24 protein-coding genes are annotated in these 24654 nt (G+C 70.1%); 20 read left to right on the top strand and 4 right to left on the bottom strand.

Annotated elements, in window-relative coordinates:
* Positions 1 to 50 precede the first annotated feature (50 nt).
* Entirely contained in the window at positions 51 to 1145 is a 1095-nt protein-coding gene (locus FHU35_RS05145; RefSeq protein ID WP_145737205.1) for a hypothetical protein, read from the bottom strand.
* A 432-nt stretch (positions 1146 to 1577) separates the two neighbouring features.
* On the opposite strand from FHU35_RS05145, the gene aspS reads away from it, so the two are divergent.
* The 14 genes from aspS to FHU35_RS05075 all read left to right on the top strand — a co-directional run bounded on the left by aspS (position 1578) and on the right by FHU35_RS05075 (position 17346).
* Entirely contained in the window at positions 1578 to 3395 is a 1818-nt protein-coding gene (gene aspS / locus FHU35_RS05140; protein ID WP_145737204.1) for an aspartate--tRNA ligase, read from the top strand.
* Positions 3396 to 3643: 248 nt separating this feature from the next.
* Complete coding sequence (locus tag FHU35_RS05135) at positions 3644 to 4858, top strand: phosphotransferase (protein WP_145737203.1); 1215 nt, start codon at positions 3644 to 3646, stop codon at positions 4856 to 4858.
* On the top strand, positions 4855 to 5577 hold the full coding sequence (locus FHU35_RS05130) for a GNAT family N-acetyltransferase (protein ID WP_145737202.1): 723 nt from the start codon (positions 4855 to 4857) through the stop codon (positions 5575 to 5577). Before FHU35_RS05135 ends, FHU35_RS05130 begins: the two co-directional genes overlap by 4 nt.
* 336 nt (positions 5578 to 5913) lie before the next feature.
* Complete coding sequence (locus FHU35_RS05125; RefSeq protein ID WP_145737201.1) at positions 5914 to 6297, top strand: hypothetical protein; 384 nt, start codon at positions 5914 to 5916, stop codon at positions 6295 to 6297.
* 50 nt (positions 6298 to 6347) lie between these two features.
* Positions 6348 to 6944, top strand: a complete 597-nt coding sequence (locus FHU35_RS05120; RefSeq protein WP_145737200.1) for a carbonic anhydrase — start codon at positions 6348 to 6350, stop codon at positions 6942 to 6944.
* A 60-nt stretch (positions 6945 to 7004) separates the two neighbouring features.
* Complete coding sequence (locus FHU35_RS05115) at positions 7005 to 8543, top strand: SulP family inorganic anion transporter (protein WP_145737199.1); 1539 nt, start codon at positions 7005 to 7007, stop codon at positions 8541 to 8543.
* A 177-nt stretch (positions 8544 to 8720) separates the two neighbouring features.
* A complete protein-coding gene (locus tag FHU35_RS05110) occupies positions 8721 to 10076 on the top strand; it encodes a replication-associated recombination protein A (protein WP_145737198.1) in 1356 nt (451 codons plus the stop codon).
* 133 nt (positions 10077 to 10209) lie between these two features.
* Positions 10210 to 11202, top strand: a complete 993-nt coding sequence (locus FHU35_RS05105) for a 2-hydroxyacid dehydrogenase (RefSeq protein WP_246110075.1) — start codon at positions 10210 to 10212, stop codon at positions 11200 to 11202.
* Between the two features lie 194 nt (positions 11203 to 11396).
* Positions 11397 to 11804 carry a DUF948 domain-containing protein gene (locus tag FHU35_RS05100; protein WP_145737197.1) on the top strand — a complete coding sequence of 136 codons (408 nt, stop codon included), beginning with the start codon at positions 11397 to 11399 and terminating at the stop codon, positions 11802 to 11804.
* Positions 11801 to 12085 (top strand): hypothetical protein, encoded by a 285-nt coding sequence (locus FHU35_RS05095; RefSeq protein ID WP_145737196.1) that lies wholly within the window; start codon positions 11801 to 11803, stop codon positions 12083 to 12085. The genes FHU35_RS05100 and FHU35_RS05095 overlap by 4 nt, the downstream gene beginning before the upstream one ends.
* 84 nt (positions 12086 to 12169) lie before the next feature.
* Positions 12170 to 14842, top strand: a complete 2673-nt coding sequence (alaS, locus tag FHU35_RS05090; protein WP_145737195.1) for an alanine--tRNA ligase — start codon at positions 12170 to 12172, stop codon at positions 14840 to 14842.
* Entirely contained in the window at positions 14839 to 15312 is a 474-nt protein-coding gene (gene ruvX, locus FHU35_RS05085) for a Holliday junction resolvase RuvX (RefSeq protein WP_145737194.1), read from the top strand. Before alaS ends, ruvX begins: the two co-directional genes overlap by 4 nt.
* Positions 15309 to 16511: an endolytic transglycosylase MltG gene (locus FHU35_RS05080; protein WP_186459262.1), complete on the top strand. Its 1203-nt coding sequence runs from the start codon at positions 15309 to 15311 to the stop codon at positions 16509 to 16511. The genes ruvX and FHU35_RS05080 overlap by 4 nt, the downstream gene beginning before the upstream one ends.
* Positions 16498 to 17346, top strand: a complete 849-nt coding sequence (locus tag FHU35_RS05075) for a shikimate dehydrogenase (RefSeq protein ID WP_145737193.1) — start codon at positions 16498 to 16500, stop codon at positions 17344 to 17346. Before FHU35_RS05080 ends, FHU35_RS05075 begins: the two co-directional genes overlap by 14 nt.
* A 194-nt stretch (positions 17347 to 17540) precedes the next feature.
* Here FHU35_RS05075 and FHU35_RS05070 read toward each other — a convergent pair whose 3' ends face one another.
* The 3 genes from FHU35_RS05070 to FHU35_RS05060 all read right to left on the bottom strand — a co-directional run bounded on the left by FHU35_RS05070 (position 17541) and on the right by FHU35_RS05060 (position 19958).
* Positions 17541 to 17804 carry an HPr family phosphocarrier protein gene (locus FHU35_RS05070; protein ID WP_145737192.1) on the bottom strand — a complete coding sequence of 88 codons (264 nt, stop codon included), beginning with the start codon at positions 17802 to 17804 and terminating at the stop codon, positions 17541 to 17543.
* Positions 17805 to 17845: 41 nt separating this feature from the next.
* Positions 17846 to 19102, bottom strand: a complete 1257-nt coding sequence (locus tag FHU35_RS05065; protein ID WP_145737191.1) for a PTS transporter subunit EIIC — start codon at positions 19100 to 19102, stop codon at positions 17846 to 17848.
* 88 nt (positions 19103 to 19190) lie between these two features.
* Positions 19191 to 19958, bottom strand: a complete 768-nt coding sequence (locus FHU35_RS05060; protein WP_145737190.1) for a GntR family transcriptional regulator — start codon at positions 19956 to 19958, stop codon at positions 19191 to 19193.
* A 132-nt stretch (positions 19959 to 20090) separates the two neighbouring features.
* Between FHU35_RS05060 and FHU35_RS05055 the strand changes: the two genes are divergently transcribed.
* From FHU35_RS05055 to FHU35_RS05030, 6 genes are all read left to right on the top strand, one after another.
* A complete protein-coding gene (locus FHU35_RS05055; RefSeq protein ID WP_145737189.1) occupies positions 20091 to 20450 on the top strand; it encodes a PTS sugar transporter subunit IIB in 360 nt (119 codons plus the stop codon).
* A complete protein-coding gene (locus FHU35_RS05050) occupies positions 20447 to 20902 on the top strand; it encodes a PTS sugar transporter subunit IIA (protein ID WP_145737188.1) in 456 nt (151 codons plus the stop codon). The genes FHU35_RS05055 and FHU35_RS05050 overlap by 4 nt, the downstream gene beginning before the upstream one ends.
* Before the next feature lie 168 nt (positions 20903 to 21070).
* A complete protein-coding gene (locus FHU35_RS05045; protein ID WP_145737187.1) occupies positions 21071 to 22069 on the top strand; it encodes an IS481 family transposase in 999 nt (332 codons plus the stop codon).
* A 142-nt stretch (positions 22070 to 22211) separates the two neighbouring features.
* Positions 22212 to 22799: a prepilin peptidase gene (locus FHU35_RS05040; RefSeq protein WP_145737186.1), complete on the top strand. Its 588-nt coding sequence runs from the start codon at positions 22212 to 22214 to the stop codon at positions 22797 to 22799.
* A 49-nt stretch (positions 22800 to 22848) separates the two neighbouring features.
* Entirely contained in the window at positions 22849 to 24054 is a 1206-nt protein-coding gene (gene aroC / locus FHU35_RS05035; protein ID WP_145737185.1) for a chorismate synthase, read from the top strand.
* Positions 24054 to 24572 carry a shikimate kinase gene (locus tag FHU35_RS05030; protein WP_246110074.1) on the top strand — a complete coding sequence of 173 codons (519 nt, stop codon included), beginning with the start codon at positions 24054 to 24056 and terminating at the stop codon, positions 24570 to 24572. The genes aroC and FHU35_RS05030 overlap by 1 nt, the downstream gene beginning before the upstream one ends.
* Positions 24573 to 24654 lie beyond the last annotated feature (82 nt).

Raw genomic sequence — 24654 nt, 5'->3', positions numbered from 1 at the left:
TCGTTACGGCGCGTGCAGAGGGGTGGGTGACGGCAGGTCGCTGAACCGGATTACTCCGCGATCTCCGGGTCGACCTGCACCTCGGGCTCCCAGCGGACGCCGAAGACTCCCATGCCGAAGTCCAGCGCGACCGCGTGCGCGCGCCCGAACCGATCCACCTGGAGGGCCTTGGGCTGCTCGGCCTCCTGCATCGACGAATCGCCGACGTAGCTCTCGCACCCCGCGGGCGGGTGCGCCGGATCGAACTGCATCTCCACCACGTACTGCCGCACGGGCAGCCGGAAGAGCCGGCAGAAGCTGTGATCGGCCTCGTTCGGTCCGGTCGGCGGGTCGATGATCTCGTACTCCAGCAGCAGCGTTTCGCCGCGCGCCAGGGCGTGGTCGAACAGCAGCTCGGCGACCACCAGATCGCGGGCGTGGTCGGTGAGCACCTGGCCCAGCCGGCACGAGCGGATCGGGCGGATGATCGGCGGCGTGGCCACCGAGGACGCGCCGTCGAACATGATCACCCAGCGGTCCGCGTTGTTGGCTTCGGCGCGAACGAGCTTGCGGGTGCGGATCTTTCGCAGGTCACCGCTCTGATCGATGTGCACCACGTCGTGGTGCGACAGGCGGGTGAGCTTGCTGTCGTGGTTGGTGTCGATCTTGGTGAGCAGTTCGGCGGCCGACTCGTGCTCCGACCACAGCGCGCTCAGCGGCGGCGCCTCGGTCGATGCCTGGCGGGTGCGGCCGCGCGGGCGCGGCGGGCCGAGCAGCGCGGAGAGGGAGCTCTCCGGAACGCCCAGCACCTGCTCCAGCTGGGCCAGCGCGAGCAGCGAATCGGGGCGCTCGGGACGACGTCGCCCGGACTGCCAGTAGCTCAGCGCCGTGATGCTGACCGGCGTTCCCCGGGCGCGCAGGCGGTGCTGGATGCGCTCCAGGCTCAGGCGGCTTGATCGGATCGCGGTGCGCAGAGCGGCTTCGAACGGGCCCGTTCGGAGCAGTTCCGCCAGCTCGGCCGAGATCGCGCCGGCCTGCTGCGTCGGTTGCGGCTTCGTGGCCTGGGGAGGTGGCTGCTGGGTCGGGTGGGCCTGCGGGGCGCCCTGCTGCATGCCGCGGACGGCTGGCCGGGCGGTCGGGCGGGCCTCGGTTTTCGGGCCGGTCATCGTTACTCCTCGTGTCCGGCGAATTCCGAACTTACGCTAATCAGTGGGTCACTGTTGCGCAACGACCGAGTTCCGGTAGGCGGCTCCCACTTTAGGAGTAGCCCACCTCGGGCGATGCCTGTGTTTTGTTGTTCCTCTCTTCCACACGTATGCAACGTCCCACGTTGTTCACTCGGACGGGATCGAGTCCGAGAAAATCGGGAATTGTCGATCTCCATCAGCGAAAATGGTTTGCACCACCCTGACACCCTGATGGGGCGAGGTCGAGGCTCCGATCTGCCCGGCTCGCGACCCGGGGCGGGCCGCTGCCCTGCCCGCGATCGGCCGGGGCAGGTTGGCTAGCCTTGAACCTCGCGTCCCGCCTGCTCACGCGCGTGGGGACCGACCAACGATGTCGAACGCTCGAGAAGCGGAAGAAGGAGATCAGTACCCGTGATGCGCACGCACGAGGCCGGATCGCTCCGCGCCGGTCATGCCGGGCAGACCGTCACCCTCGCCGGGTGGGTGGCGCGCCGTCGCGATCACGGCGGGGTCATCTTCATCGATCTGCGCGACGCTTCGGGCGTCTCCCAGGTGGTCTTCCGCGAGGGCGAGATGGCGGAGCGCGCCCACCGGCTGCGCGCCGAGTTCTGCATCAAGATCACCGGTGAGGTCGTCGTTCGCCCGGAGGGCAACGAGAACCCGGAGATTCCCACCGGTTCCATCGAGGTCACCGTCACCGACCTGGACGTGCTCAGCGAGGCGGCGCCGCTGCCGTTCCCGCTCGACGAGCACCTCGAGGTCGGCGAGGAGATCCGCCTCAAGCACCGCTACCTGGACCTGCGCCGCGCCGAGCCCGCGCGGATCATGCGGATGCGCAGCGACGTCAACCGCATCGCGCGCGAGACGCTGCACGGCCGCGACTTCGTCGAGATCGAGACGCCGACGATGACGCGCTCCACCCCGGAGGGCGCCCGTGACTTCCTGATCCCGGCCCGCCTGCAGCCCGGCAGCTGGTACGCGCTGCCGCAGTCGCCGCAGCTGTTCAAGCAGCTGCTGATGGTCGGCGGCATGGAGCGCTACTTCCAGATCGCCCGCTGCTACCGGGACGAGGACTTCCGCGCCGACCGGCAGCCGGAGTTCACCCAGCTCGACGTCGAGATGAGCTTCGTCGAGCAGGACGACGTCATCGAGCTCGGCGAGGAGGTCCTGGCCGGCCTGTGGAAGCTGGTCGACCACGAGATCCCGCGCCCGATCCCGCGGATCACCTACGCCGACGCGATGGCCCGCTACGGCACCGACAAGCCCGACCTGCGCTTCGGTCTCGAACTCACCGAGATGACCGAGTACTTCGCGAACACGCCGTTCCGCGTGTTCCAGGCGCCCTACGTGGGTGCCGTGGTCATGCCCGGTGGCGCCGACCAGCCTCGCCGCCAGCTCGACGCCTGGCAGGACTGGGCCAAGCAGCGCGGCGCCAAGGGTCTGGCCTACGTGCTCGTCGGCCAGGACGGCGAGCTGTCCGGGCCGGTCGCCAAGAACCTCTCGGAGTCCGAGCGCGAGGGCCTGGCCAAGGCCGTCGGCGCGAACCCCGGCGACTGCGTCTTCTTCGGCGCGGGCGGCCGCGCCTCGGCTCGCGGGCTGCTCGGCGCGGCCCGTCTGGAGATCGGCGAGCGCTGCGGCCTCATCGACCACGACGCGTGGTCGTTCGTGTGGGTCGTCGACGCACCGATGTTCGAGCCCGTCGAGGACATGGAGTCCGGCGACGTCGCCGTCGGCAGCGGCAAGTGGACCGCAGTGCACCACCCGTTCACCTCGCCCAACGCCGACTGGATCGACAACTTCGAGAAGGACCCGGAGAACGCGCTGGCCTGGGCCTACGACATCGTCTGCAACGGCAACGAGATCGGCGGCGGCTCCATTCGTATCCACCGGCCGGACCTGCAGGAGCGGGTGTTCGAGCTGCTGGGGATCACCGAGGACCAGGCGCAGGAGAAGTTCGGCTTCCTGCTCGAGGCGTTCAAGTACGGCGCTCCGCCGCACGGCGGCATCGCCTTCGGCTGGGACCGGATCTGCATGCTGCTGGCGGGGGCCGAGTCGCTGCGCGACGTCATCGCCTTCCCGAAGAGCGGCGGCGGGTTCGATCCGCTGACCGCGGCGCCGGCGCCGATCACGGACGGCCAGCGCAAGGAGGCCGGCATCGACGCGAAGCCGAAGCCGTCCAAGGCCGAGGCGTCCAAGGCCGAGGCGGACAAGGCCGAGCCGCAGAGCTGACATCGCTGCTGCCGAGCGTTGCCCGGCCGAGCCGCGCGCTCGGCCGGGCTCGTCCGTCCGGAGGGGTCCCGGAGTTCGTTCGGCACCCGTGCAACGTCGCCGGGGCTCCGTTCCGTCAACGTCTACGGGGGTCGTGTGCGCTGGAGTTCCAGGTGAACACGCAGTGCGCACGACGGCGGTCCGGTCAGGTGTCACTTGACCGGTCATGGCCCTGGTGATGCAGGTTCTGGGGGTAGTGTCTGGAGACGATGAGCGTGGAGATCACCACCGGCCCCCCGGAGGTCCGGGTCCCGGCCAGCACCGAGGCGACCGACACGGTCGCCACCGCAGAAGCGGTGCTGGGCAAGAGGACCGGAGCTCCGGTGCGGCTTGCCGACGCGGAGGACCTGGGCGGTAGTGACCGCTCGGTCGTGCTGCGGGTGCGGATCGCCGAGTCGCCGTTCGAACTGCCGCGCACCGTGGTCGTGAAGCACTACGGAGAGTGCCCGCCCGAGGCGCGCTCGGACCCGTTCGCGCACGAGGCGGCAAGTTGCCAGCTGACCACGGCGCTGCCACCGGAAGCGCGGGTCAGCCCGGAGCTCATCGCGCACGACGTCAACGAGCGCCTGCTGGTGCTCGAAGACCTCGGCCGCGGTTCCACGCTCGCCGACGTGCTCTTCGCCGAGGACCCGCGGGCCGCCGAGCGGGCGCTGCTCGCGTGGGCGCGTGCGCTGGGCCGCCTGCACAGCACCACCGCCGGCTGCGCCGCCGACTTCGACGCGCTGATGCGCAGGCTCGGTGCTAAGTCGTGGACCGACCCTGTCTCCGACGACATCGTCACCTCGGTCGGCGAGCTGCCCGAGCTGCTCAGCCAGATCCTCGGCGTGGACACCCCGCCGGAGCTGGTCGAGCGGCTCACCGCCGCCTCCGAGCAGCTGGGTTCGAGCCGCTACCAGTCGTTCAGCCCCTCCGACATCTGCCCGGAGAACAGCCTGGTCACCGGGTCCAGCGGGGTCCGGTTCCTGGACTTCGAGTGGGGTTGCGTGCGCGACGTCGCGATGGACGCCGCCTACCTGCAGTACCCGTTCCCGTCCTCGTGGTGCTCCTACGCCTTACCCGAGAACCTGGCGCAGAGCATGCTCGCGACCTGGCGCTCGGAGATCGCCGAGGTGTGGCCGGAGCTGGACTCCGACGAGGTGCTGCTGCCCAGGTTGTTCAACGCCCAGCTGCTGTGGGTGTGGGTCTCGACGTGGTGGTTCCTGCCGCGCACCGGTGAGACCGACCGGCCGATCGACCTGCACCAGCCCTCGCCGCGCCGCAGCACCGCGCTGGTCGACCGCTGGCGGCACCTGCGCTCCGACGCGCAGGACGCGCAGCTGACGGACGTGGCGGAGTTCGCGGACACGGTGATCGACGCGCTGGTGGAGCGCTTCGGGGCAGGTGCGCTGCACCTGCAGCCCTACCCGGCCTTCCGCACCGAGTGAGCCACCCGGTCACGCGCGACATCGAACGCGCGGCGGTCGCCACCTGGCCCACCACCACGGCGGTGCTGCGCGACGGGTGGTTGCTGCGGCACTGCGACCTGCTCCGGCGCCGCCGCTCGAACTCGGCTCTGCCGATCGGCCCGCTGGACGATCCGGAATCGGCGATCGAGACCGTTGAGCGCTTCTACGCGGAGCGCTCCAGCCCGGCGACCGTGCAGGTCAGCCCGCTCGACGAGCACTCGGTGCTGGACGAGCTGCTGGCCGCGCGCGGCTACCGGGCGGGCGCGCCCACCGCGGTCATGCGGACCTCGCGGGACGCGCTGCTGCAGGCGTGCCCGGCGCAGGACTTCGAGGTGTTGCTGGACGAGTCGCCCGCACCGCGCTGGCTGGACGCGGTCGCCGCCGTCGGGGGCACGCCGGAGCCGAGCCTCGACCGGGTGCCCGCACCGGCCGCCTTCGCCACCGCGGTGAGTCGCGGGACGCCGGTCGGAGTGGGCATGTTCGCCGTCGCGGACGGCTGGTGCGGCGTCTACGGGATGCGCACCGACGACCGCTGGCGGCGACGGGGTGTGGCCGCCGCGCTGATGCGCGCGGGGGTCGGGTGGTCGTCCGCGGAGCAGGTCTTCCTGCAAGTCGAGTCCGACAACGCGGTCGCGCGCAGTCGTTATGCGACGCTCGGATTCATCAGCGCGCACGCATATCATTACCGCGTTCGCTAGTTCTCACGTTTCTTCGAGGTTTCCCAGGTGAATAGAAGGTGTCGGCCCATCGCTCGATGCGGTTAGTCCGATCACATTCCCAGTGCGCACCGTGATGGCGGATGTCGGGGAATGCGGTCACGCGTGTGGCGTCCACCCGGCGACCGGGTGAATCTGGCCGGACCACTTCTTCTCATTAAGGAATCTTCATTTGTTTCGCGGTTGGTTCGTGTCGCTCATGACTTGCGTGCCGGGGCGGGTTTTCCGATATTGTGGGCGGGAGCGTTTCCGCTCCTTCATCCCGCAGCCGTCGGCGTCGCCGGAAGGGATCCGCTGCTCTTTTTCGGGAGGCATTCGTTGCGCGGCAGGGCATGGCAGATCACGAGAGCAGGACTCTTCCTGCTCTTCGCGGTCGTGCTCGCCGCGCTGGGACCGACCGACGCGGCGCTGGCCAACCAGGTCAGCTGCCCAGCGATCAGCGAGCACAAGCCGGACACGAAGGAGCAGCAGCGGGACGGTGAGAAGCTCCGCGAGCGCTTGCCGGGCCTGACCACGCACCGGCGCACCCAACTGCGCCACCAGCACGACCGCGACTGCCTCCGCGGCGAAGCGCGCTGGGTCGCGGCCGATTTCGAAGTTCTCGTCCGCAGCGGGTACGTCCCGAATGTCGAAACGGATGCGGGTGACGCGCGCAGTCGGCTGAGACATTCTCCGGCGGCGCTGCAGGTCATGCGGCACTGATCGGGTCGGATCTCAACTTCTTCCGAGCCGATTCGACCCGGAGATTCACAATGAGCTTCGACAACTTCGTGCGGCACGCACGTCGTCACTCCCACCTGCTCTCCGCGGACCAACGCAAGCAGCTGGCCCAGGGCCAGTCTCCCTCCGCACTGTTCATCGGATGTTCAGATTCCCGCGTGACTCCGTCGCATATCACCGGAGCGGAGTCGGGTACCTTGTTCGAACTGCGAACTGCCGGAAACGTCGTGCCGAAATACGCGCCGGATTCCGGTTCCAGCGAGATGGGCACGATCGAGTACGCGGTTCTGCAGCTGGGGATCCCCGACATCATCGTCTGCGGTCACTCGCACTGCGGTGCGGTCACCGCGTTGACCATCGCCGGCCGCGGGCTCGACGAGCTGCCCGCGCTGTGCACCTGGCTGGGCACCGACGCCCAGGCCGCCACCGAGCCCGAGGACAGCGCCGTCCGCACCGAGAGCAAGCGGCACCTGCGCGCGCAGCTGGACACGCTGCGCGAATACCCGTTCATCCGGGACCGGATCGAATCCGGGCGGCTGCGCCTGCACGGCTGGTTCTACGAGATCGACACCGGCCTCGTCTACGTCGCGCCGCAGTCCGCGGAGGAGCAGGACTTCCTCCCGCTGTAGAGAGATCCCGCGTTCACGGCATCGCCGCCGGGCACCCACCGCGCAGGGTGCCCGGGGCCGATGCCTCGCACCGCTTTCGCCCTGGAGGGCATCGTGACCACGCAACTCGAAGACAAGTCGCAACGACGAACCGGGCGATTGCCCAAGGCGCCGCACTTCGGCGCGGATCTCGCGGCCTCGCTGGTCGTGTTCCTGGTCGCCGTCCCGCTGTGCGTGGGAGTGGCCGCAGCATCCGGCGTCCCGGTCGAACTGGGCATCATCACCGGCATCGTCGGTGGCCTGGTCGTCGGGCTGCTGCCCGGCAGCAGCCTGCAGGTCTCCGGACCCGCCGCCGGACTGACGGTGCTGGTGGCCTCGGCCGTCAGCCAGCACGGACTCGGCATGCTCGGCGTCATCGTGCTCGGCGCCGGCGTCGTGCAGATCCTTCTCGGCGTGAGCAGGCTGGGCACCTGGTTCCGCGCCATCTCGCCCTCGGTCGTGCAGGGCATGCTCGCCGGCATCGGACTGGTGCTGATCCTCGGCCAGATCTACCCGGTCGGCGGGCTCGCCCAGCCCGACACCACCGCGGAGAAGTTCGGCGGGTTGGGAGAGCTGGCCACCGCGATGGTGACCACGCCGCAGGGCCTCGCCGGCCTCGGGCTCGGCGTGGCAGCACTGCTGATCATGACCGGGTGGAAGAAGTTCGCTCCCGCGCCGCTGAACCTGGTGCCGGGCCCGCTGATCGCCGTGGTGCTCACCAGCGCGCTGGCAGCGCTGGTGGCGCTGCCGGTGCAGAAGATCGAGGTCGGCTCGCTGCTGTCGTCGCTGAACCCGCCGGCGCTGACCGACTTCGGCGCGGTCAACGCGGCCATCCTCGGCTCGATCCTCACCTTCGCGCTGATCGCCTCGGCGGAGAGCCTGTTCAGCGCCGCCGCCGTCGACCGGATGCACGACGGTCCGAAGACGCGGTACAACAAGGAGCTCGTCGCGCAGGGCGCGGGCAACGCCGTCTGCGGTGTCTTCGGCGCGCTGCCGATGACCGCGGTGATCGTGCGCAGCTCGGCCAACGTGCAGGCGGGAGCGAAGACGAAGCTGTCGCGCATCCTGCACGGCTTCTGGCTGCTGCTGTTCGTGGTCCTGCTGCCCGGCCTGCTGGCGTTCATCCCGACCGCCGTGCTGGCCGCGCTGCTGATCCAGGCCGGGTGGAAGCTCCTGGAGCTCAAGGCCGTCGCGAAGCTGGTGCGCGAGCACCGGTCCGAGGGATTCGTGCTGGTGCTGACGGCGGTGACCATCGTGGCCACCGACCTGCTCATCGGGACCCTGACGGGCCTGGCCGCCGCGGTGATCAAGATGGCGATCGAGGTGTCCCGGCTGTCGGTGAACGCCAAGCACGCCGATGACCACGTGCACGTCGAGCTCGGTGGGAACGCCACCTTCCTCCGGCTGCCGCGACTGCTCGACCACCTCGAGAACCTCCCGCAGCACAAGCACGTGCACCTGGACCTGAGCACGGTCCGGCACCTGGACCGCGCCTGCCACCAGGCCGTGGACAACTGGGTCGCCGAACACCGGCGCAACAACGGCAGCGTCGAGGTCGCCATGCCCGCGAAGGTCGGCTGACCTGCGTCAACGCTCTTCCGGCGGCGAAAGCCCCGGTGATCGCACCGCCGGGAGCCGCGGTTGTCCCGCACGCGGCGACCGCAGCTCCCGCGCACGCGATCACCGGGGCTTTCGCGTGCGAGGTCCGGTGCGGAGCGGCTGGTGGTGGAGTCGGGGGTGACGGGTAGCGTTCGGGGCGTGAGCGAGGGGTTGTTCGACGAGGGGTTGTTCGGGGCTGAGACCGAGCAGAAGGCCGGCGAGAAGCTGGCCGAGAACGCGCCGCTGGCGGTGCGGATGCGGCCCCGATCCCTGGAGGAGGTCGTCGGGCAGCAGCACCTCCTGATCGCGGGGGCTCCGCTGCGGCGGCTCGTCGAAGGGGCCGCGCCCGCGTCGGTGCTGCTCTACGGGCCTCCGGGCACGGGGAAGACGACGCTCGCCAACCTCGTCTCGAAGGCGACCGGGCGCCGGTTCGCCGCGCTGTCGGCGCTCTCGTCGGGGGTGAAGGAGGTCCGCGCCGTCATCGAGGAGGCGCGCCGCCGCCTCGGGCGTTCCGGCGAGGCGACCGTGCTGTTCATCGACGAGGTCCACCGCTTCTCCAAGACCCAGCAGGACGCCCTGCTGGGCGCTGTCGAGGACCGGACCGTGCTGCTGGTGGCCGCGACCACCGAGAACCCGTACTTCTCCGTCGTCGCCCCGCTGCTGTCGCGGTCGCTGGTGCTGCAGCTGCGCAGTCTCGACGACGACGACATCCGCTCTCTGCTGCGTCGCGCGGTCTCCGAGGAGCGGGGTCTGGGCGGGTCCGTCGGGCTGGCCGAGGACGCCGAGGAGCACCTGGTGGCGCTCGCCGAGGGCGACGCGCGGCGGGCGCTGACGGCGCTGGAGGCGGCAGCCGAGTCGGCGGCGTCCAACGGTGCCGCCGAGATCGACCTGGCCACCGTCGAATCCACGGTGGACCGCGCGGCCGTGCTCTACGACCGGGGCGGCGACCAGCACTACGACATCACCAGCGCCTTCATCAAGTCGATCCGGGGCTCCGACGTCGACGCCGCGCTGCACTACCTGGCCCGGATGGTCGAGGCGGGGGAGGACCCGAGGTTCATCGCGCGCCGGCTGGTCGTGCACGCCAGCGAGGACATCGGCATGGCCGATCCGACCGCGCTGCAGACCGCCGTCGCCGCCAGTCAGGCCGTGCAGTTCATCGGCATGCCGGAAGGGCGGTTGGCGTTGGCGCAGGCCACCATCCACCTCGCCACGGCGCCGAAGTCCAACGCGGTGATCGCGGCGATCAACGCGGCGATGAGCGACGTCCGCGCGGGCAAGGGCGGCCCGGTCCCGCCGCACCTGCGCGACGGGCACTACGCGGGAGCGGAGAAGCTCGGCAACGCCAAGGGCTACCGATACCCGCACGACAAGCCGGAGGGCGTCCTCGCCCAGCAGTACGCGCCGGAGTCGCTGCTGGGACGCGACTACTACGAGCCCACTCCGCGCGGCGCCGAGCGCGCGCTGCACGACCGGGTCCCGAAGCTCCGCAACATCATCCGCGAAGAGGACTGAGGGCAGCTCGGGTCCGAACCGACATGCTGGGCATTTCCCAGTTTTAGTCCAAACCGAGCCATGATCATGTCCGAAATGTCGGCTCAGTTTGGACTAAAACTGGGCGGCCGTCCGGCCCGGTAGCGTGGCGGGCGTGCCGGGCCGAACGAGCGTGGAGGTCGATGTGAGCGAGGTCGTGGTCACCAGGACGGTGCCGGAGGCGGCGCTGGCCGCGCTCCGCGACGTCGCCGACGTGCGCGTCTGCGACCAGGACCGGCCGCTGACCCCCGAGGAGCTCCGCGCCGCAGTCCGGGGAGCCGACGGCGTCGTGACGATGCTGCACGACCGTATCGACGGCGAGTTCGTCGAGGCCGTGGGACCGCAGCTCAAAGTCGTGGCCAACGTGGCCGTCGGCTACGACAACATCGACGTCCCCGCGGTCACCGAGCGCGGCGTGGCGATCACCAACACGCCCGGCGTGCTCACCGACGCCACCGCGGACCTGGCCTTCGGTCTGCTGCTGTCGGTCACCCGCCGGCTGGGGGAGGGCGAGCGGCTGCTGCGCTCGCGCACGCCGTGGAACTTCCACCTCGGCTTCATGCTCGGCACCGGTCTGCAGGGCAAGACGCTGGGCATCGTCGGGCTCGGCGGCATCGGCCAGGCGGTGGCCCGCCGCGCCCGCGCCTTCGGCATGCACATCGCCTACTCGGGACGCCGTCGCGCGGCGCAGGAGGTCGAGGCCGAGCTCGACGCGCGCCACCTCTCGCAGGACGAGCTGCTGCGCACCGCCGACGTCCTCTCGCTGCACTGCCCGCTCAACGAGCACACCCACCACCTCATCGACGGTGCCGCGCTGGCGCGGATGAAGCCCACCGCGATCGTGGTCAACACCAGCCGCGGCCCGGTCATCGACGAGAAGGCCCTGGCCGAGGCCTTGAAGGACGGTCGCGTCGCCGGGGCCGCGCTGGACGTCTTCGAGAACGAGCCCGAGGTCGAGCCCGGCCTGCTGGAGTTGGACAACGTCGCGATCGCCCCGCACCTGGGGTCGGCCACGACCGAGACCCGGACCGCGATGGCCGAACTGGCCGCGCGCAACGTCGCCGCCGTGCTGACCGGGCAGCCGCCGCTCACCCCCGTCACCGCGTGATCAACCGGTCACCGCATCGATACCTCCAGCCGTGACCCCGTGAGGCGGGTCTCGAAGTAGCGCGGACCAGGGGTTCGACCCGACGGCCCGGGTGCTTGTAGCTGGCGGATACACCGGTAACCTGGCGCACGATCAACGAACCGGCGCAGGTCGCCGGTTCGACAGGGACATGACGTGGACAAACGGGAGGGCACGTGACGCCCACGCAGATCGCCGCGCTGATCGTCGCCGGAGCGTTCGTGCTGCTGGTCCTGCTGCTGGCGGTGCCGCTGATCAAGCTCGGCAAGACCTTGGACGAGGCGAGCACCGCGATCAAGAAGGCGCAGGAGAACAGCGACCCGATCTTCACCGGCGCGAACACGACGCTCACGCACGTCAACACGCAACTGGATCGGGTCGACGGCATCACGTCCAACGCCAAGACCATCAGCGGCAACGTTTCGGCGTTGTCGTCGCTGTTCACGGCTACACTGGGTGGCCCGCTGGTGAAGACGGCGGCGTTCTCCTACGGCGTGAGCAAGGCGCTGAAGGCCCGCCGCAAGCGGAAGCAGGAACCGACCGGACGGCACTACCGCCGCAAGAACAAAGGGGTGCGCAAGTGAGGCGCCTTTTCTGGTTCGGCGCGGGCATCGCAGCAGGCGTCGCGCTGACCCGCAAGGTCAACGAGACCGCTCGGAAGGCGACCCCCACGGGGATGGCCGAGCAGGTCGGCGGCGCCATGCGCGAAATCGCCGGAGCGGTCGGCTCGTTCGGTGCCGACGTGCGGTCCGGGATGCAGGAACGGGAAGACCAGCTGCAGGATGTGGTCGTGAACGCCGACCAGGTCCGGCGGGTGGCCGCCGAGCACGACGCCGAGCGGCGAGCTCGTCGGGCGGGCCGCTGACACCGGTGCTTCCCGCGCCGCCCGGCCGCTCGCCGACACCCGCAGCCGTGTCCGTGACCTGACCAAAATTCCCAAGGACTCCCAGTGCAGACCCACGACATCAACCACCGGTTCACCGAGCACTTCAAGGGCCGCGGCCACACGGTCGTGCCCAGCGCGTCGCTGATCCTCGACGACCCGACGCTGCTGTTCGTCAACGCGGGCATGGTCCAGTTCAAGCCCTACTTCCTGGGCGAGGCCCCGGCCCCGTACCCGCGGGCGACGAGCATCCAGAAGTGCGTGCGCACCGGTGACATCGACGAGGTCGGCAAGACCACCCGGCACAACACGTTCTTCCAGATGGCCGGCAACTTCTCCTTCGGCGATTACTTCAAAGAAGGCGCCATGGAGAACGCCTGGGAGCTGCTCACCAAGTCGGTGGCGGACGGCGGTTACGGCATCGACCCGGCCCGCCTGTGGGTGACGGTCTTCGAGAAGGACGAGGAGGCCGCCGGGCTCTGGCAGAAGGTCTGCGGCATTCCGGCCGAGCGGATCCAGACCCGCGACGCCAAGGACAACTACTGGGACATGGGCGTGCCCGGCCCGGGCGGGCCCTGCTCGGAGATCTACTACGACCGCGGTCCCGCCTACGGCAAGGAAGGCGGTCCGGTCGTCGACGAGGACCGCTACATCGAGATCTGGAACCTGGTGTTCATGCAGGACATCAGGGGCGAGTTGCCGCCCAAGGACGGTCACCCGCCGATCGGTGAGCTGCCCACCAAGAACATCGACACCGGCATGGGCGTCGAGCGCGTGGCCTGCCTGCTGCAGGGCGTGGAGAACGTCTACGAGACGGACCTGGTCCGCCCGGTGATCGCCAAGGCCGAGGAGCTCTCCGGCCGCCGCTACGGCGCGACCGAAGAGGACGACGTGCGGTTCCGCGTCATCGCCGACCACGCCCGCTCCGGCGTGATGCTAATCGGCGACGGCGTGACCCCCGGCAACGAGGCCCGCGGCTACGTGCTGCGCCGCCTGCTGCGCCGGATCATCCGCTCCACCCGCCTGCTCGGCGTGCAGGAGCCGGTGCTGGGCGAGTTCGCGCAGATCGTGCGCGACGCGATGTCGCCGAGCTACCCCGAGCTGGTCACCCAGTTCGACCGCATCGACTCGGTCATGCGAAACGAGGAAGACGCCTTCCTGTCGACGCTGACCGCCGGGTCGAAGATCTTCGACATGGCGGTCACCGACCTGCGCAAGAGCGGCGGCGCGACCCTCGCGGGCGACAAGGCCTTCCAGCTCCACGACACCTACGGCTTCCCGATCGACCTGACCCTGGAAATGGCGTCCGAGCAAGGTCTTTCGGTGGACGAGCAGGGCTTCCGGGACCTGATGGCCGAGCAGCGCAATCGCGCCAAGGCCGACGCCAAGGCCCGCAAGTCCGGCCACGGCGACCTGTCGACCTACCGCACGCTGCTCGACCAGCACGGCAAGACCGAGTTCATCGGCTACACCGATCTGGAGTCGCAGAGCCGGGTGCTGGGCCTGCTGATCGACGGGCAGCCCGCGTCCCGTGCTTCCGCGGGCAGCGAGGTCGAGCTGGTCCTGGACCGGACCCCGTTCTACGCCGAAGGCGGCGGTCAGATCGCCGACACCGGCAAGCTGGTCGGCCCGGGAGTCGCGGTCGAGGTCTACGACGTGCAGCGCAGCGTCCCCGGTCTCTTCGTGCACCGCGCGAGGGTCCTGGAGGGCGAGCTGGGCGTGGACACCACGCTGGAGACCTCCGTCGACGCCCGCCGCCGCCAGGCGATCGAGCGTTCGCACTCCGCCACGCACCTGGTGCACGCGGCCGTGCGCAGTGCCTATGGCAAGCGCGCCGCGCAGGCCGGTTCGCTGAACTCGCCGGGCCGGATGCGCTTCGACTTCACCGCCCCCTCGGCGGTGTCGGCGGACGTGCTGGCCGGGGTCGAGGAGGAGGTCAACGACTACCTGCAGACCGACGTCGAGGTGAACTCCTACACGACCAGCATGGACCGGGCGATGGAGCTCGGTGCGATGGCGCTGTTCGGCGAGAAGTACGGCGACCAGGTCCGCGTGGTCGACATGGGCGACTACTCCCGCGAGCTCTGCGGTGGCACGCACGTGCCGCGCATCGGCCACCTGGGCGTGGTCAAGCTGGTGTCGGACTCCTCGGTCGGTTCCGGTGTGCACCGCGTCGAGGCGCTGGTCGGCATGGACGCGATGCGTCACATCAGCAAGGAGCACCTGCTGGTCACCCAGCTCGCCGAGCAGTTCAAGGTTCCCGCCGAGGAGCTGCCCGAGCGCATCCAGGGCGTGGTCGGCAAGCTGCGCAGCGCCGAGAAGGAGCTCGCGCAGCTGCGCATCTCCCAGGTGCTCAACTCCGCCGGTGAGCTCGCGGGCAAGGGCACCGACGTGCACGGCGTGACGCTGGTGGCCGAGCAGGTCCCGGACGGCGTGGACGGCAACGCGCTGCGCGCCCTGGCGGGCGAGATCCGCGGCCGGCTGGGTTCGCGCCCGTCGGTCGTCGCGCTGTTCGCCGCTGACGAGGGCAAGGTCAGCTTCGTGGTCGGCGTCAACGACGCGGCCCGCGACAAGGGCATCGCCGCGGGCAAGCTGGTTCCCAGCTTCGCCGCCGAGGTCGGCGGGCGCGGTGGCGGCAAGCCGGACATGGCGCAGGGCGGCGGTTCGAACCCCGAGGGCATCACGGCCGCCATCGGTGCGCTGCGCACCGGCGTCGACCGGGTGGTGGCTGGCGGGTGAACGAGCACCAGCAGGCGGATCCCGGTCCGGGACGTCGGCTCGGTGTCGATGTCGGGGCGGTCCGGGTCGGAGTCGCTCTGAGCGACCCCGCTCCGATGCTGGCGACCCCGTTGGAGACGCTGCGACGGGACGAGGAAGGCGGCACCGATCTCGCGAAGATCGCCGACTTCGTCTCGGAGCACGACGTGGTGGAGATCGTGATCGGCTTGCCCAAGACGTTGGCGGGCAGGCACGGTTCCGCTGCGGAGATCGCGCAGGCCTACGGGGCGGCGCTGATCGAGAAGGTCGCACCGGTCCCGGTGCGGTTTCACGACGAGCGGTTGACCACTGTGACGGCCAGCCGGAAGCTGTCGAAGCGCGGCGTGCGGGGGAAGAAGCAGCGTGCCGTCGTTGATCAAGCGGCAGCGGTGGAGATCCTGCAGGCGTACCTGGACGGCCGGGGGCAGAAAACACGAGAGGAACTCCCGTGACCGACGATCTCGGACTGTTCGCCGATGAGCCCGGCGAACACCGCCGACGACGCCCCGATCCGGAACGATTCCGCCGCCGCAAGAGGCGTCGCTGGGTGACCGCGCTGGCGGGCCTGTTCGTCCTGGTGCTGGTCGGTGGCGGCGTGGGCTACGGAGCGCTGCAGATCATGCGGATCGGCTCCTACGACGATTACGACGGCGAGGGCAACGGCAACGTCGTCGTCGAGGTCGCCTCCGGCGACACCGTGGGCGACATCGGCAAGTCGCTCTCGGAGAAGGACGTGGTGGCCAGCACGAAGGCGTTCACCGCCGCGGCCGCCGAGAACAAGCGGATCAACTCGATCCAGCCCGGCTACTACCTGATGCGCAATCAGATGTCCGGCAAGGCGGCGGTCAGCCACATCCTGTCCGACGACGCGAAGGTCGGCCGGGTCGACATCCGCGGCGGCATGCGGCTGGAGGACCAGGCGGCGCCCAACGGGGGCACCACGCCGGGAATCCTGACCAGGCTCGCCGAGGCGACCTGCGCGAACAAGAACGAGGCCTGCACCACCTCCGAGCAGATGCACAAGGCGGCCGAGACCGGGGACCTGGCGGCGATGGGCGTGCCGGACTGGGCGCTCGCCGATGCGTCGAAGGCCGAGCCCCGGCGCCGGCTGGAGGGCCTGATCATGCCGGGCGTCTACGACGTCAAGCCCGGTGAGTCGGCGGAGAACGTGCTGCGCGACGTGGTCACCAAGTCGGCGGCGCAGCTGGAGGTCGCCGGCCTTCCCAAGCTCGCCGAGAACAGCGGTCACTCCCCGTACGAGGTGATGATCATCGCCTCGCTGACGCAGAGCGAGGGCTTGGCCAAGGACTTCCCGCGGGTCGCCAGGGTGATCGAGAACCGGCTGGGCCAGCCCGCGATGAGGCTGGGGCTGGACTCGACGATCAACTACCCGCTGGACAAGCCGACGTTGCTGACCAACAGCTCCGACCGGCAGCGCCCGGGCCCGTACAACACCTACATGAACTACGGGCTGCCGCCGACGCCGATCTCGGCGTTCAGCAAGGAGGCGTTGCAGGCGGCCGAACGTCCCGCTCAGGGGGAGTGGCGCTACTTCGTGAAGTGCTACCCCGACGGCACCTCCTGCTTCGCCGAGAACCAGGAGCAGCACGACGCCTACATCAAGGAAGCGCAGGCACGTGGCGCGTTCTGATCACGGGCGGCGCGCGGCGGTGCTCGGCAAACCTGTCGAGCACTCGCTGTCGCCGGTCCTGCACGGCGCCGCCTACGACGCGCTGGGTCTGCCCTGGACCTACGAGCGCGTCGAGGCGGACGCCGAGCGGCTGGTCGAGCTCGTCGCCGAACTGGGCCCGGAGTGGGCCGGTCTGTCGGTGACGATGCCCGGCAAGCGGGCCGCTCTGCGGGTGGCCGATGAGGTCGCCGAGCGGGCTGACGCGGTGGGAGCGGCGAACACGCTGGTCCACCGCGCGGACGGGAGCTGGTTCGCCGACTGCACCGATGTGGACGGAGTCTCCGGTGCCCTGCGCGTCGCGGGTGGTTTCACCGGCGGTCGCTCGGGGTTGATCCTCGGTGCGGGCGGCACCGCCGTGGCGGCGCTCGCCGCGTTCGCCGACCTCGGACTGGCGGAGGCCACGCTCGCGGTGCGCGAACCGGCCAGGGCGGCCGAGGCGCTGGAGGCGGCCGAGCGGATCGGCCTGCGCGTGCGGGTCGAGCGCCTCGGCGCGATCAGCCTCGCCGATGCCGCCACCAGCCACGACGTGGTCGTCTCGACGCTCCCGGCGGGAGCGGTGGATCCGCACGCGGCGGATCTCGCGAAGTCGGCCTGCGTGCTGGACGTGGTCTACCACCCGTGGCCCACGCCGCTGGCCGAAGCGGTCGAGGCCGTCGGAGGCCGGTTGGCGACCGGGCTGGACATGCTGCTGCACCAGGCGTTCGGCCAGGTCGAGCACTTCACCGGGAGCCCGGCCCCCCGCACCGCCATGCGCGACGCCCTGGCCCAGGCCACCGGGCACTCCCTCCCTCTCTGACCCGGCTCCCAGCGGCATCCGGCAGTGCGGCGACCTGGGCACTTCCCAGTTTTAGTCCAAACCGAGCCATGATCATGTCCGAAATGTCGGCTCAGTTTGGACTAAAACTGGGACCTGCCGCGGCGCTCGACACCGCAGCCGCAGACGAAGAACGGCGCCCCCCGGTGAGGAGGGCGCCGTTCTTCGGGTGGGTCTCAGTCCATGTCGGTGGCCACGAGCTTGGCGACCTCGTCGAGGGCCGCTTCCGCGCCCTCGCCATCGGCGGCCAGGATGACCTCGTCGCCGTGCGAGGCGCCGAGCGTCATCAGACCGAGGATGCTGCCCGCCTCGACGGGCTCGTTGCCCTCCTTGCGGATGGTGATCACCACGGGCTGGGCCGCGGCGGTCTTGGCCAGCAGTGCCGCGGGCCGCGCGTGGATCCCGACCTTGCTCGCTACGGTGACCCGTCGTTCAGACATGTCTCTCCTTCGTCGGGGGCGGGAACCGACCCGCGCCGCCTCTACTTCTTCTCGGGGGCCGGCGCGGCGTCCCCACCGGCATTATCCGCAACGGCCGAGGCGCTGTCGTCCTCCTCGCGCCCCGGAGTGCGCAGGTTCCACTTGGCGATCACGAACCGGAACACCACGTAGTAGATGACCGCGTAGCCCAGGCCGATCGGGATCAGCCAGATCGAGCCCTGGGAGATGCCGAAGTTGAGCAGGTAGTCGATCGCACCGGCGGAGAACCCGAAGCCGGAGTGGATGTCCAGCGCGTTGACCAGCGCCAGCGAGGTGCCGGTCAGCACCGCGTGGATCAGCAGCAGCGGCCACGCGACGAAGATGAACGAGAACTCCAGCGGCTCGGTCACACCGGTCAGGAACGAGGTCAGCGCGACCGAGATCATCACGCCGCCGACGACCTTGCGCTGCTCCGGCTTGGCCGACTGCCAGATCGCCAGCGCCGCCGCGGGCAGGGCGAACATGAAGATCGGGAAGAAGCCGGTCATGAACGTGCCCGCGGTCTGGTCGCCCGCGAAGAAGCGGGCGATGTCGCCCTTCTCGCCGTTGTAGTCGCCGAAGAGGAACCAGACGACGTTGTTCGGGATGTGGTGCAGGCCGAAGGGCAGCAGCAGGCGGTTGATCAGGCCGTAGAGGCCGCCGCCGATGACGGCTTGCGCGGTGACGGCGTCGGAGAACGCGGTCAGCGCGGCGTCGAACAGCGGGAAGAGCAGGCCCATCACCACGCCGATGATCAGCATGGACACCGCGGTCACGATCGGCACGAAGCGCCTGCCGCCGAAGAAGCCCAGGTAGGCGGGCAGCTTGATGCGGTGGTAGCGCTGCCACAGCCAGGCGGCCACGAGGCCGGCGACGATGCCGCCGAGCACGCCGTAGGGGCTCTTGTTGAACGAGGTCCCCTCCTCGGTGCCGGCGATCTGGGTCAGCACGCCGTGCAGCACCAGGTACCCGACGGCACCGGACAGCGCCGTCGAACCGTCGGCCTTCTTCGCGAAACCGATCGCGACACCGATGGCGAACAGCAGCGGGAGGTAGTCGAACAGCGCGCCACCGGCGGCACCGATGACCCCGGCGACCGGCTGCAGCCACGCCATCGACGCGCCGAGCCCTTCGGCGCCGAGCAGGTCGTCCTGGCCGAGCCGCTGCAACAGGGCCGCGGCCGGCAGCACCGCGATCGGCAGCATCAGGCTGCGGCCGATGCGCTGCAGCTGCGCGAGCCCTCTGTTGCTCCCCTTCGCCTTGGCGGCGGTGGAACTCATCGGATACCTCCTGCTTGGTTCACCGGGGTTGGGTGATCATTGCAAACGATGTCGGTGGTGCGCTGGTTCGAGTTGTCCGGTTCTCGCCTCACAGCTCGGCCGGGTCGCGGTCGAGCTGCATGGTCACCTGATATCGATCGCCGCGGTACCAGGAGGTCATGTCCTCCACCGGCTTTCCGCGAGCGGTGGAGACCCGTCTGAACACCAGCAGCGAGCAGCCGGGGCGGATGCCGAGCAGGCCCGCGGTCTCGGCGTCGGCGTCATCGGCCAGCACCGTCTGCGTGCCCGACTCCAGCTGGAGCCGGTACCGCTGCGACAGCAGCGTGTACAGCGACGCCGTGAGGTCTTCGTCGAGGAGCCCGGGGACGGCCTCCTGGTGGTACCAGCCGCGTTCGACGGCCATCGGCATCCCGTCGGCCTTGCGCAGCCGGAACAGCCAGAACGCGGTCTCCTGCGGTGCCAGGCCCAGTGCCTGCGCGGTGGCCGGTGGGGGGATCGCTTCGCGGGCGTCGAGGAGCGCGGTCTCCGGGTGCATCCCGCGGCGGCGCATGTCCTCGGTGAACGAGGCCAGGTGGACCTGCCAGTCTATGCGCGGGCGCGTGGTGAAGGTGCCCTTGCCGCGCACCCGCTCCAGGACGCCCTCGGAGCACAGCTGGCCGACCGCCTCGCGCACCGTCAGCCGGGAGACCCCGTAGCGCAACGCCAGTTCGCGCTCCGACGGGACCGCCGCTCCCGAGGGGAGCTCGCCGCCGGCGAGTTCGCGCAGGATTTCCCGCAGCTGCGCGTGTTTCGGCATCGGCCCGTCGGGCAGGCCGCTGGAGCGAGCGCGCTGGACGGAACCTCGTCCTTCGCCCATGCCTCCTCCTGCCGTGCCACCCTGGGCTGGAGCCCCTGTCGCGAATCCGCTGTCTCGAACTCGCCGCTGGTTCGGATGAGAAACGTGACCGTTCGTTGGTACTGTCCGGTCTAAACCAGTTGGTTGCGAAGAATGCGCCGTCATGCGATCAGGTGTCAACAAGGCACCGTTTTCGTTGCCGCATCGACATCACGTGGCGCAAGATCGTCGCGTCGCGGTGTTCGATCCGCGGCGGGAGCACGAAGGGAGCACGTGGTGGCTCAGGACAAGGCCGAGGCGATCCTGTCCGCGCTGGGCGGCGGGGACAACATCGTCGAGATCGAGCCGTGCATCACGCGGCTGCGCTGCGAGGTCGAGGACGGCTCGAAGATCGACGAGGCGGGCCTCAAGGCCGCGGGGGCGCACGGCGTGATGCTGCAGGGCACGGTCGTGCAGGTCGTGGTCGGGCCGGAGGCGGACACGCTGGCCGGCGACATCGAGGACTTGATGTGAGCACCGAGGTCGGCAGCCCGGTAGCGGGTCTCACCACGGCGCTCAGCGACGTTCCGGACCCGGTGTTCTCGCAGGCCATGGTGGGTCCCGGTCTCGCGATCAAGCCCTCCGGCGGGGAGGCCGACGCGGTCGCCCCGGTCGCGGGCCAGGTCGCGACGCTGCACCCGCACGCGTTCGTCATCGTCGCCTCGACCGGTGGTGCGGTGCTGGTGCACCTGGGCATCGACACGGTCAAGCTCAAGGGCGAGGGTTTCACGCTGCACGTGGCGAAGGGCGACTCGGTGGAGGCCGGGCAGAAGATCGTCACCTGGAATCCGACCGAGGTGGAGGCGCACGGCTACGCCTCGATCTGCCCGGTGGTGGCGCTGGAAGCTCAGGCCGAGTCCCTCGCGGACCTCCGCGAGGACACCCAGGTCGTCCCGGGCGACCACCTGTTCACCATCGACGCCTGAGGCGACTTTTCAAGGGTTGCTTCGTGGTTCGCGCCTCGCCGGCTCCCAGTTTTAGTTGTGATGTCCGGGGAGGTTGTCCCGGTGGGTTGGTCTGTTCCGTAGACAGGTGAAGGCCTCTGGTTGTGAAGTGGAGTTGCCTAGAAACCGCTTCATCAACCGGAGGCCTTCGTGTCCCACCCTAACGCGACGCTGACCCCGCGTACCCGGCTGCGACTGGCTCGTTTCATCGTCGAGGACGGCTGCACGGCCACTCATGTGGCGAAGATGTTCATGGTGGCGCCGAAAACCGCGAGCAAGTGGGCCCGGCGATACCGCGAGGAGGGTGTCGCGGGCATGCGGGATCGCAGTAGCCGGCCGCACCACAGCCCGAACAAAACCCCTGACCAGCTGGTGCGGCGGATCGTGGGGTGGCGGTGGCGTCACCGGCTGGGTCCGGTCCAGATCGGCGGGCGCGTGGGCCTGGCGGCCTCGACCGTGCACGCGGTCCTGGTGCGCTGCCGGATCAACCGGCTCTCCCGCATCGACCGGGTCACCGGCGAACCCCTACGCCGCTACGAACACGACCACCCCGGATCACTGATCCACGTCGACGTCACCAAATTCGGCAACATCCCCGACGGCGGCGGCTGGCGCTACCTCGACCACCCCCAGGCCAAACGCAACCGGGCCGCCACCGCACGCCGCACCGGCCTCCGCGACCGCCACCAAGGCCCCCGACTGGGCACCGCCCACGTCCACACCGTCATCGACGACCACTCACGCCTCGCCTACGCCGAAATCCACGCCGACGAAAAAGCCACCACCGCCACCCAGGTCCTGCACCGCGCCGTGGCCTGGTTCGCCGACCACGGCGTCACCATCGAACGCGTCCTGTCCGACAACGGCGCCTGCTACCGCTCACACCACTGGCGCGACACCTGCCACCAACTCGGCATCACCCACAAACGCACCCGCCCCTACCGGCCACAAACCAACGGCAAAATCGAACGATTCCACCGCACCCTCGCCGACGGCTGGGCCTACGCCCGCTTCTACAACTCCACCCACCAACGCAACACCGCCCTCCCCAACTGGCTCCACTTCTACAATCACCACCGCCCCCACTCCGCCACCGGAGGCCAACCACCCATCACCCGACTGACCAACCTCCCCAGACACCACATTTAGTCCAAACTGAGCGGACATTTCGGGCATCAACTGTCCTCGGTTTGGACTAAAACTGGGAAATCACCCGGGCGGGCGTCCCGACACGCGGCCTTTCGCTGGGTAGGTCCCCGGCGGGGATCCGGACATCGGCGATGTTGCGCTGATGAGCGTGTTGATCATGGTGGTGGCCGGGGTTCTCGCCGGTTGGGCGGGGCGCCGGTTGCTCGGCGGGTTGCGGCGGGGAGCTGTGGTGCCCGCCGGTTGGTGCGAGGTCGGCGTCTCGGTGGCGTGGGGTGTGATCGCCCTGCGCGGGATGCCGTGGTGGTGGATCGCGGTACCGCTCCTGCTGGCGTGGGGCGGAGTTCTGCTCGGGGTCTGCGACCTGCGGGTTCACCGGCTTCCTGATGCCCTGACGCTGCCGGCCTACCCGGTGACCGCAGCGCTGCTGGTGCTCGCCGCGTGGCACCGGCCGGAGGTCGCGGTCGGCTCGGTGGCCGGACTCGCGCTGTTCGGCGGGACGTATCTGCTGGTCAGGCTCGTAGCGCCGAGCGCGATGGGTGGCGGGGACGTCAAGCTCGCCGGTGTCCTGGGTGCTGCCGTGGGTGCGGTGTCGGTGCCGGCCGTCGTCGGTGTCGTCGCCGCGGCGGCCGCGCTCACGCTCCTCGGGGCCCTGTCGCGGCCGGCGGGAGCCGTCGCGCACGGTCCGGCGATGGTCGTTCCGTCCTGGCTGGTGACGCTGTTCTGGCCCTGACCCACCCGGGCGCGTTCCTCCTGGGTAGAGCGTGGCAGGATCTACAGGTGTGTTGCGCTGGATGACCGCTGGAGAATCGCACGGCCCCGCCCTCGTGGCGGTGCTGGAAGGCATGGTGGCCGGGGTCGAGGTGACCTCGACCGAGATCGCGACCCAGTTGGAGCGTCGCAAGCTCGGTTTCGGGCGCAGCCCGCGGATGAACTTCGAGTCCGACGCGCTGGAGATCATCGGCGGCGTCCGGCACGGCCGCACCCAGGGTGGCCCGATCGCGGTGCGCATCGGCAACACCGAGTGGCCCAAGTGGGAACAGGTCATGGCCGCCGACCCGGTCGACGAGGACGTGCTGGCCGACCTGGCCCGCAACGAGCCGCTGACCCGCCCGCGACCCGGCCACGCCGACATCGCCGGCATGCAGAAGTACGGCTTCGACGAGGCCCGCCCGGTCCTGGAGCGGGCGAGCGCCCGCGAGACCGCCGCCCGCGTCGCCGCGGGCACCGTCGCGCGGCAGTTCCTCCGCCAGCTGTTCGGCGTGGAGATCGTCAGCCACGTCGTCAGCCTCGGCGGCGTCGACGCCTCGGGTGAGGTGCTGCCGGGCCCCGACGACCTCGCCGCGATCGACGAGAACCCGGTGCGCGCCTTCGGCGACACCGCCACCGAGCGGATGATGGCCGAGGTGGACGCGGCGAAGAAGGACGGCGACACGCTCGGCGGTGTCGTCGAGGTCATCGCCTACAACCTGCCCCCGGGCATCGGCTCGCACGTGCACTGGGACCGCAAGCTGGACGCGCGCCTGGCCGGTGCGCTGATGAGCGTCCAGGCGATCAAGGGTGTGGAGATCGGCGAGGGCTTCGCCAACGCCCACCGCCGGGGCAGCGCCGCGCACGACGAGATCTACCCCGACCAGGGCGTCAACTGGGTCCGCCGCGACAGCAACCGCGCCGGTGGTCTGGAAGGCGGCATCACCAACGGCGAGCCGCTGATCGTGCGCGCAGCCAAGAAGCCCATCTCCAGCCTCCCGCGCGCACTGGCCACTGTGGACATGGTGACCGGTGAGCCCGCGCAGGCGATGCACCAGCGCTCCGACATCACCGCCGTGCCGCGCGCCGCCGTGGTCGCCGAGACGATGGTGGCCCTGGTGCTGGCCGAGGCCGCGCTGGAGAAGTTCGGCGGCGACTCGTTGCCGGAGACCCGCCGCAACGTGGAGGGCTACCTCGCCTCGCTGCGCGAGCGCGCGGAGAAGCGGCAGGTGCGGTGATGCCGCCGCGCGCGATCGTGATCGGCCCGCCCGGAGCGGGCAAGACCACCATCGGCAGGTTGCTGGCCGAGCGCCTCGACGCGCGGTTCCGCGACACCGACGCCGACGTCGTGCAGCGCACCGGCCGCGAGATCTCCGACATCTTCGCCAACGATGGCGAGCCTGCGTTCCGCGAGCTGGAGGAGCAGGCCGTGGACACCGCGCTGCGGGAGCACGACGGCGTCCTCGCGCTGGGCGGCGGAGCGGTGCTCTCCGAGCTGACCCGCGAACGGCTGGTCGGGCACCCGGTGGTCTTCCTGTCGGTGGGCCTCGCCGAAGGCGCCCGCCGCGCGGGGCTCTCCGCGGCCCGCCCGCTGCTGGCCGGGGTCAACCCGCGCGCCACGTTCAAGGCGCTGCTGGACGCGCGCCTGCCGATCTACCGCTCGGTGGCCGCCGTGGAGGTCGCTACAGACGAGCTCGAACCCGCGCAGGTCGTCGACCGGGTCGTCGATGATCTGGCCGCGTTGACGTCTCGTTAGGGGTTCGAGGTGGCGGAGCCACTTTCTCCTTCGGTGAGTGCGCCGGAGCTCCTCGGGTTCTCCCACTCGCCCCGCTACGCAC

It is taken from the genome of Saccharopolyspora dendranthemae, assembly GCF_007829955.1.
Lineage (GTDB): Bacteria > Actinomycetota > Actinomycetes > Mycobacteriales > Pseudonocardiaceae > Saccharopolyspora > Saccharopolyspora dendranthemae.
Note: the sequence above shows the minus strand (reverse complement) of the source record. Positions and strands in the feature narration are given on the sequence as shown.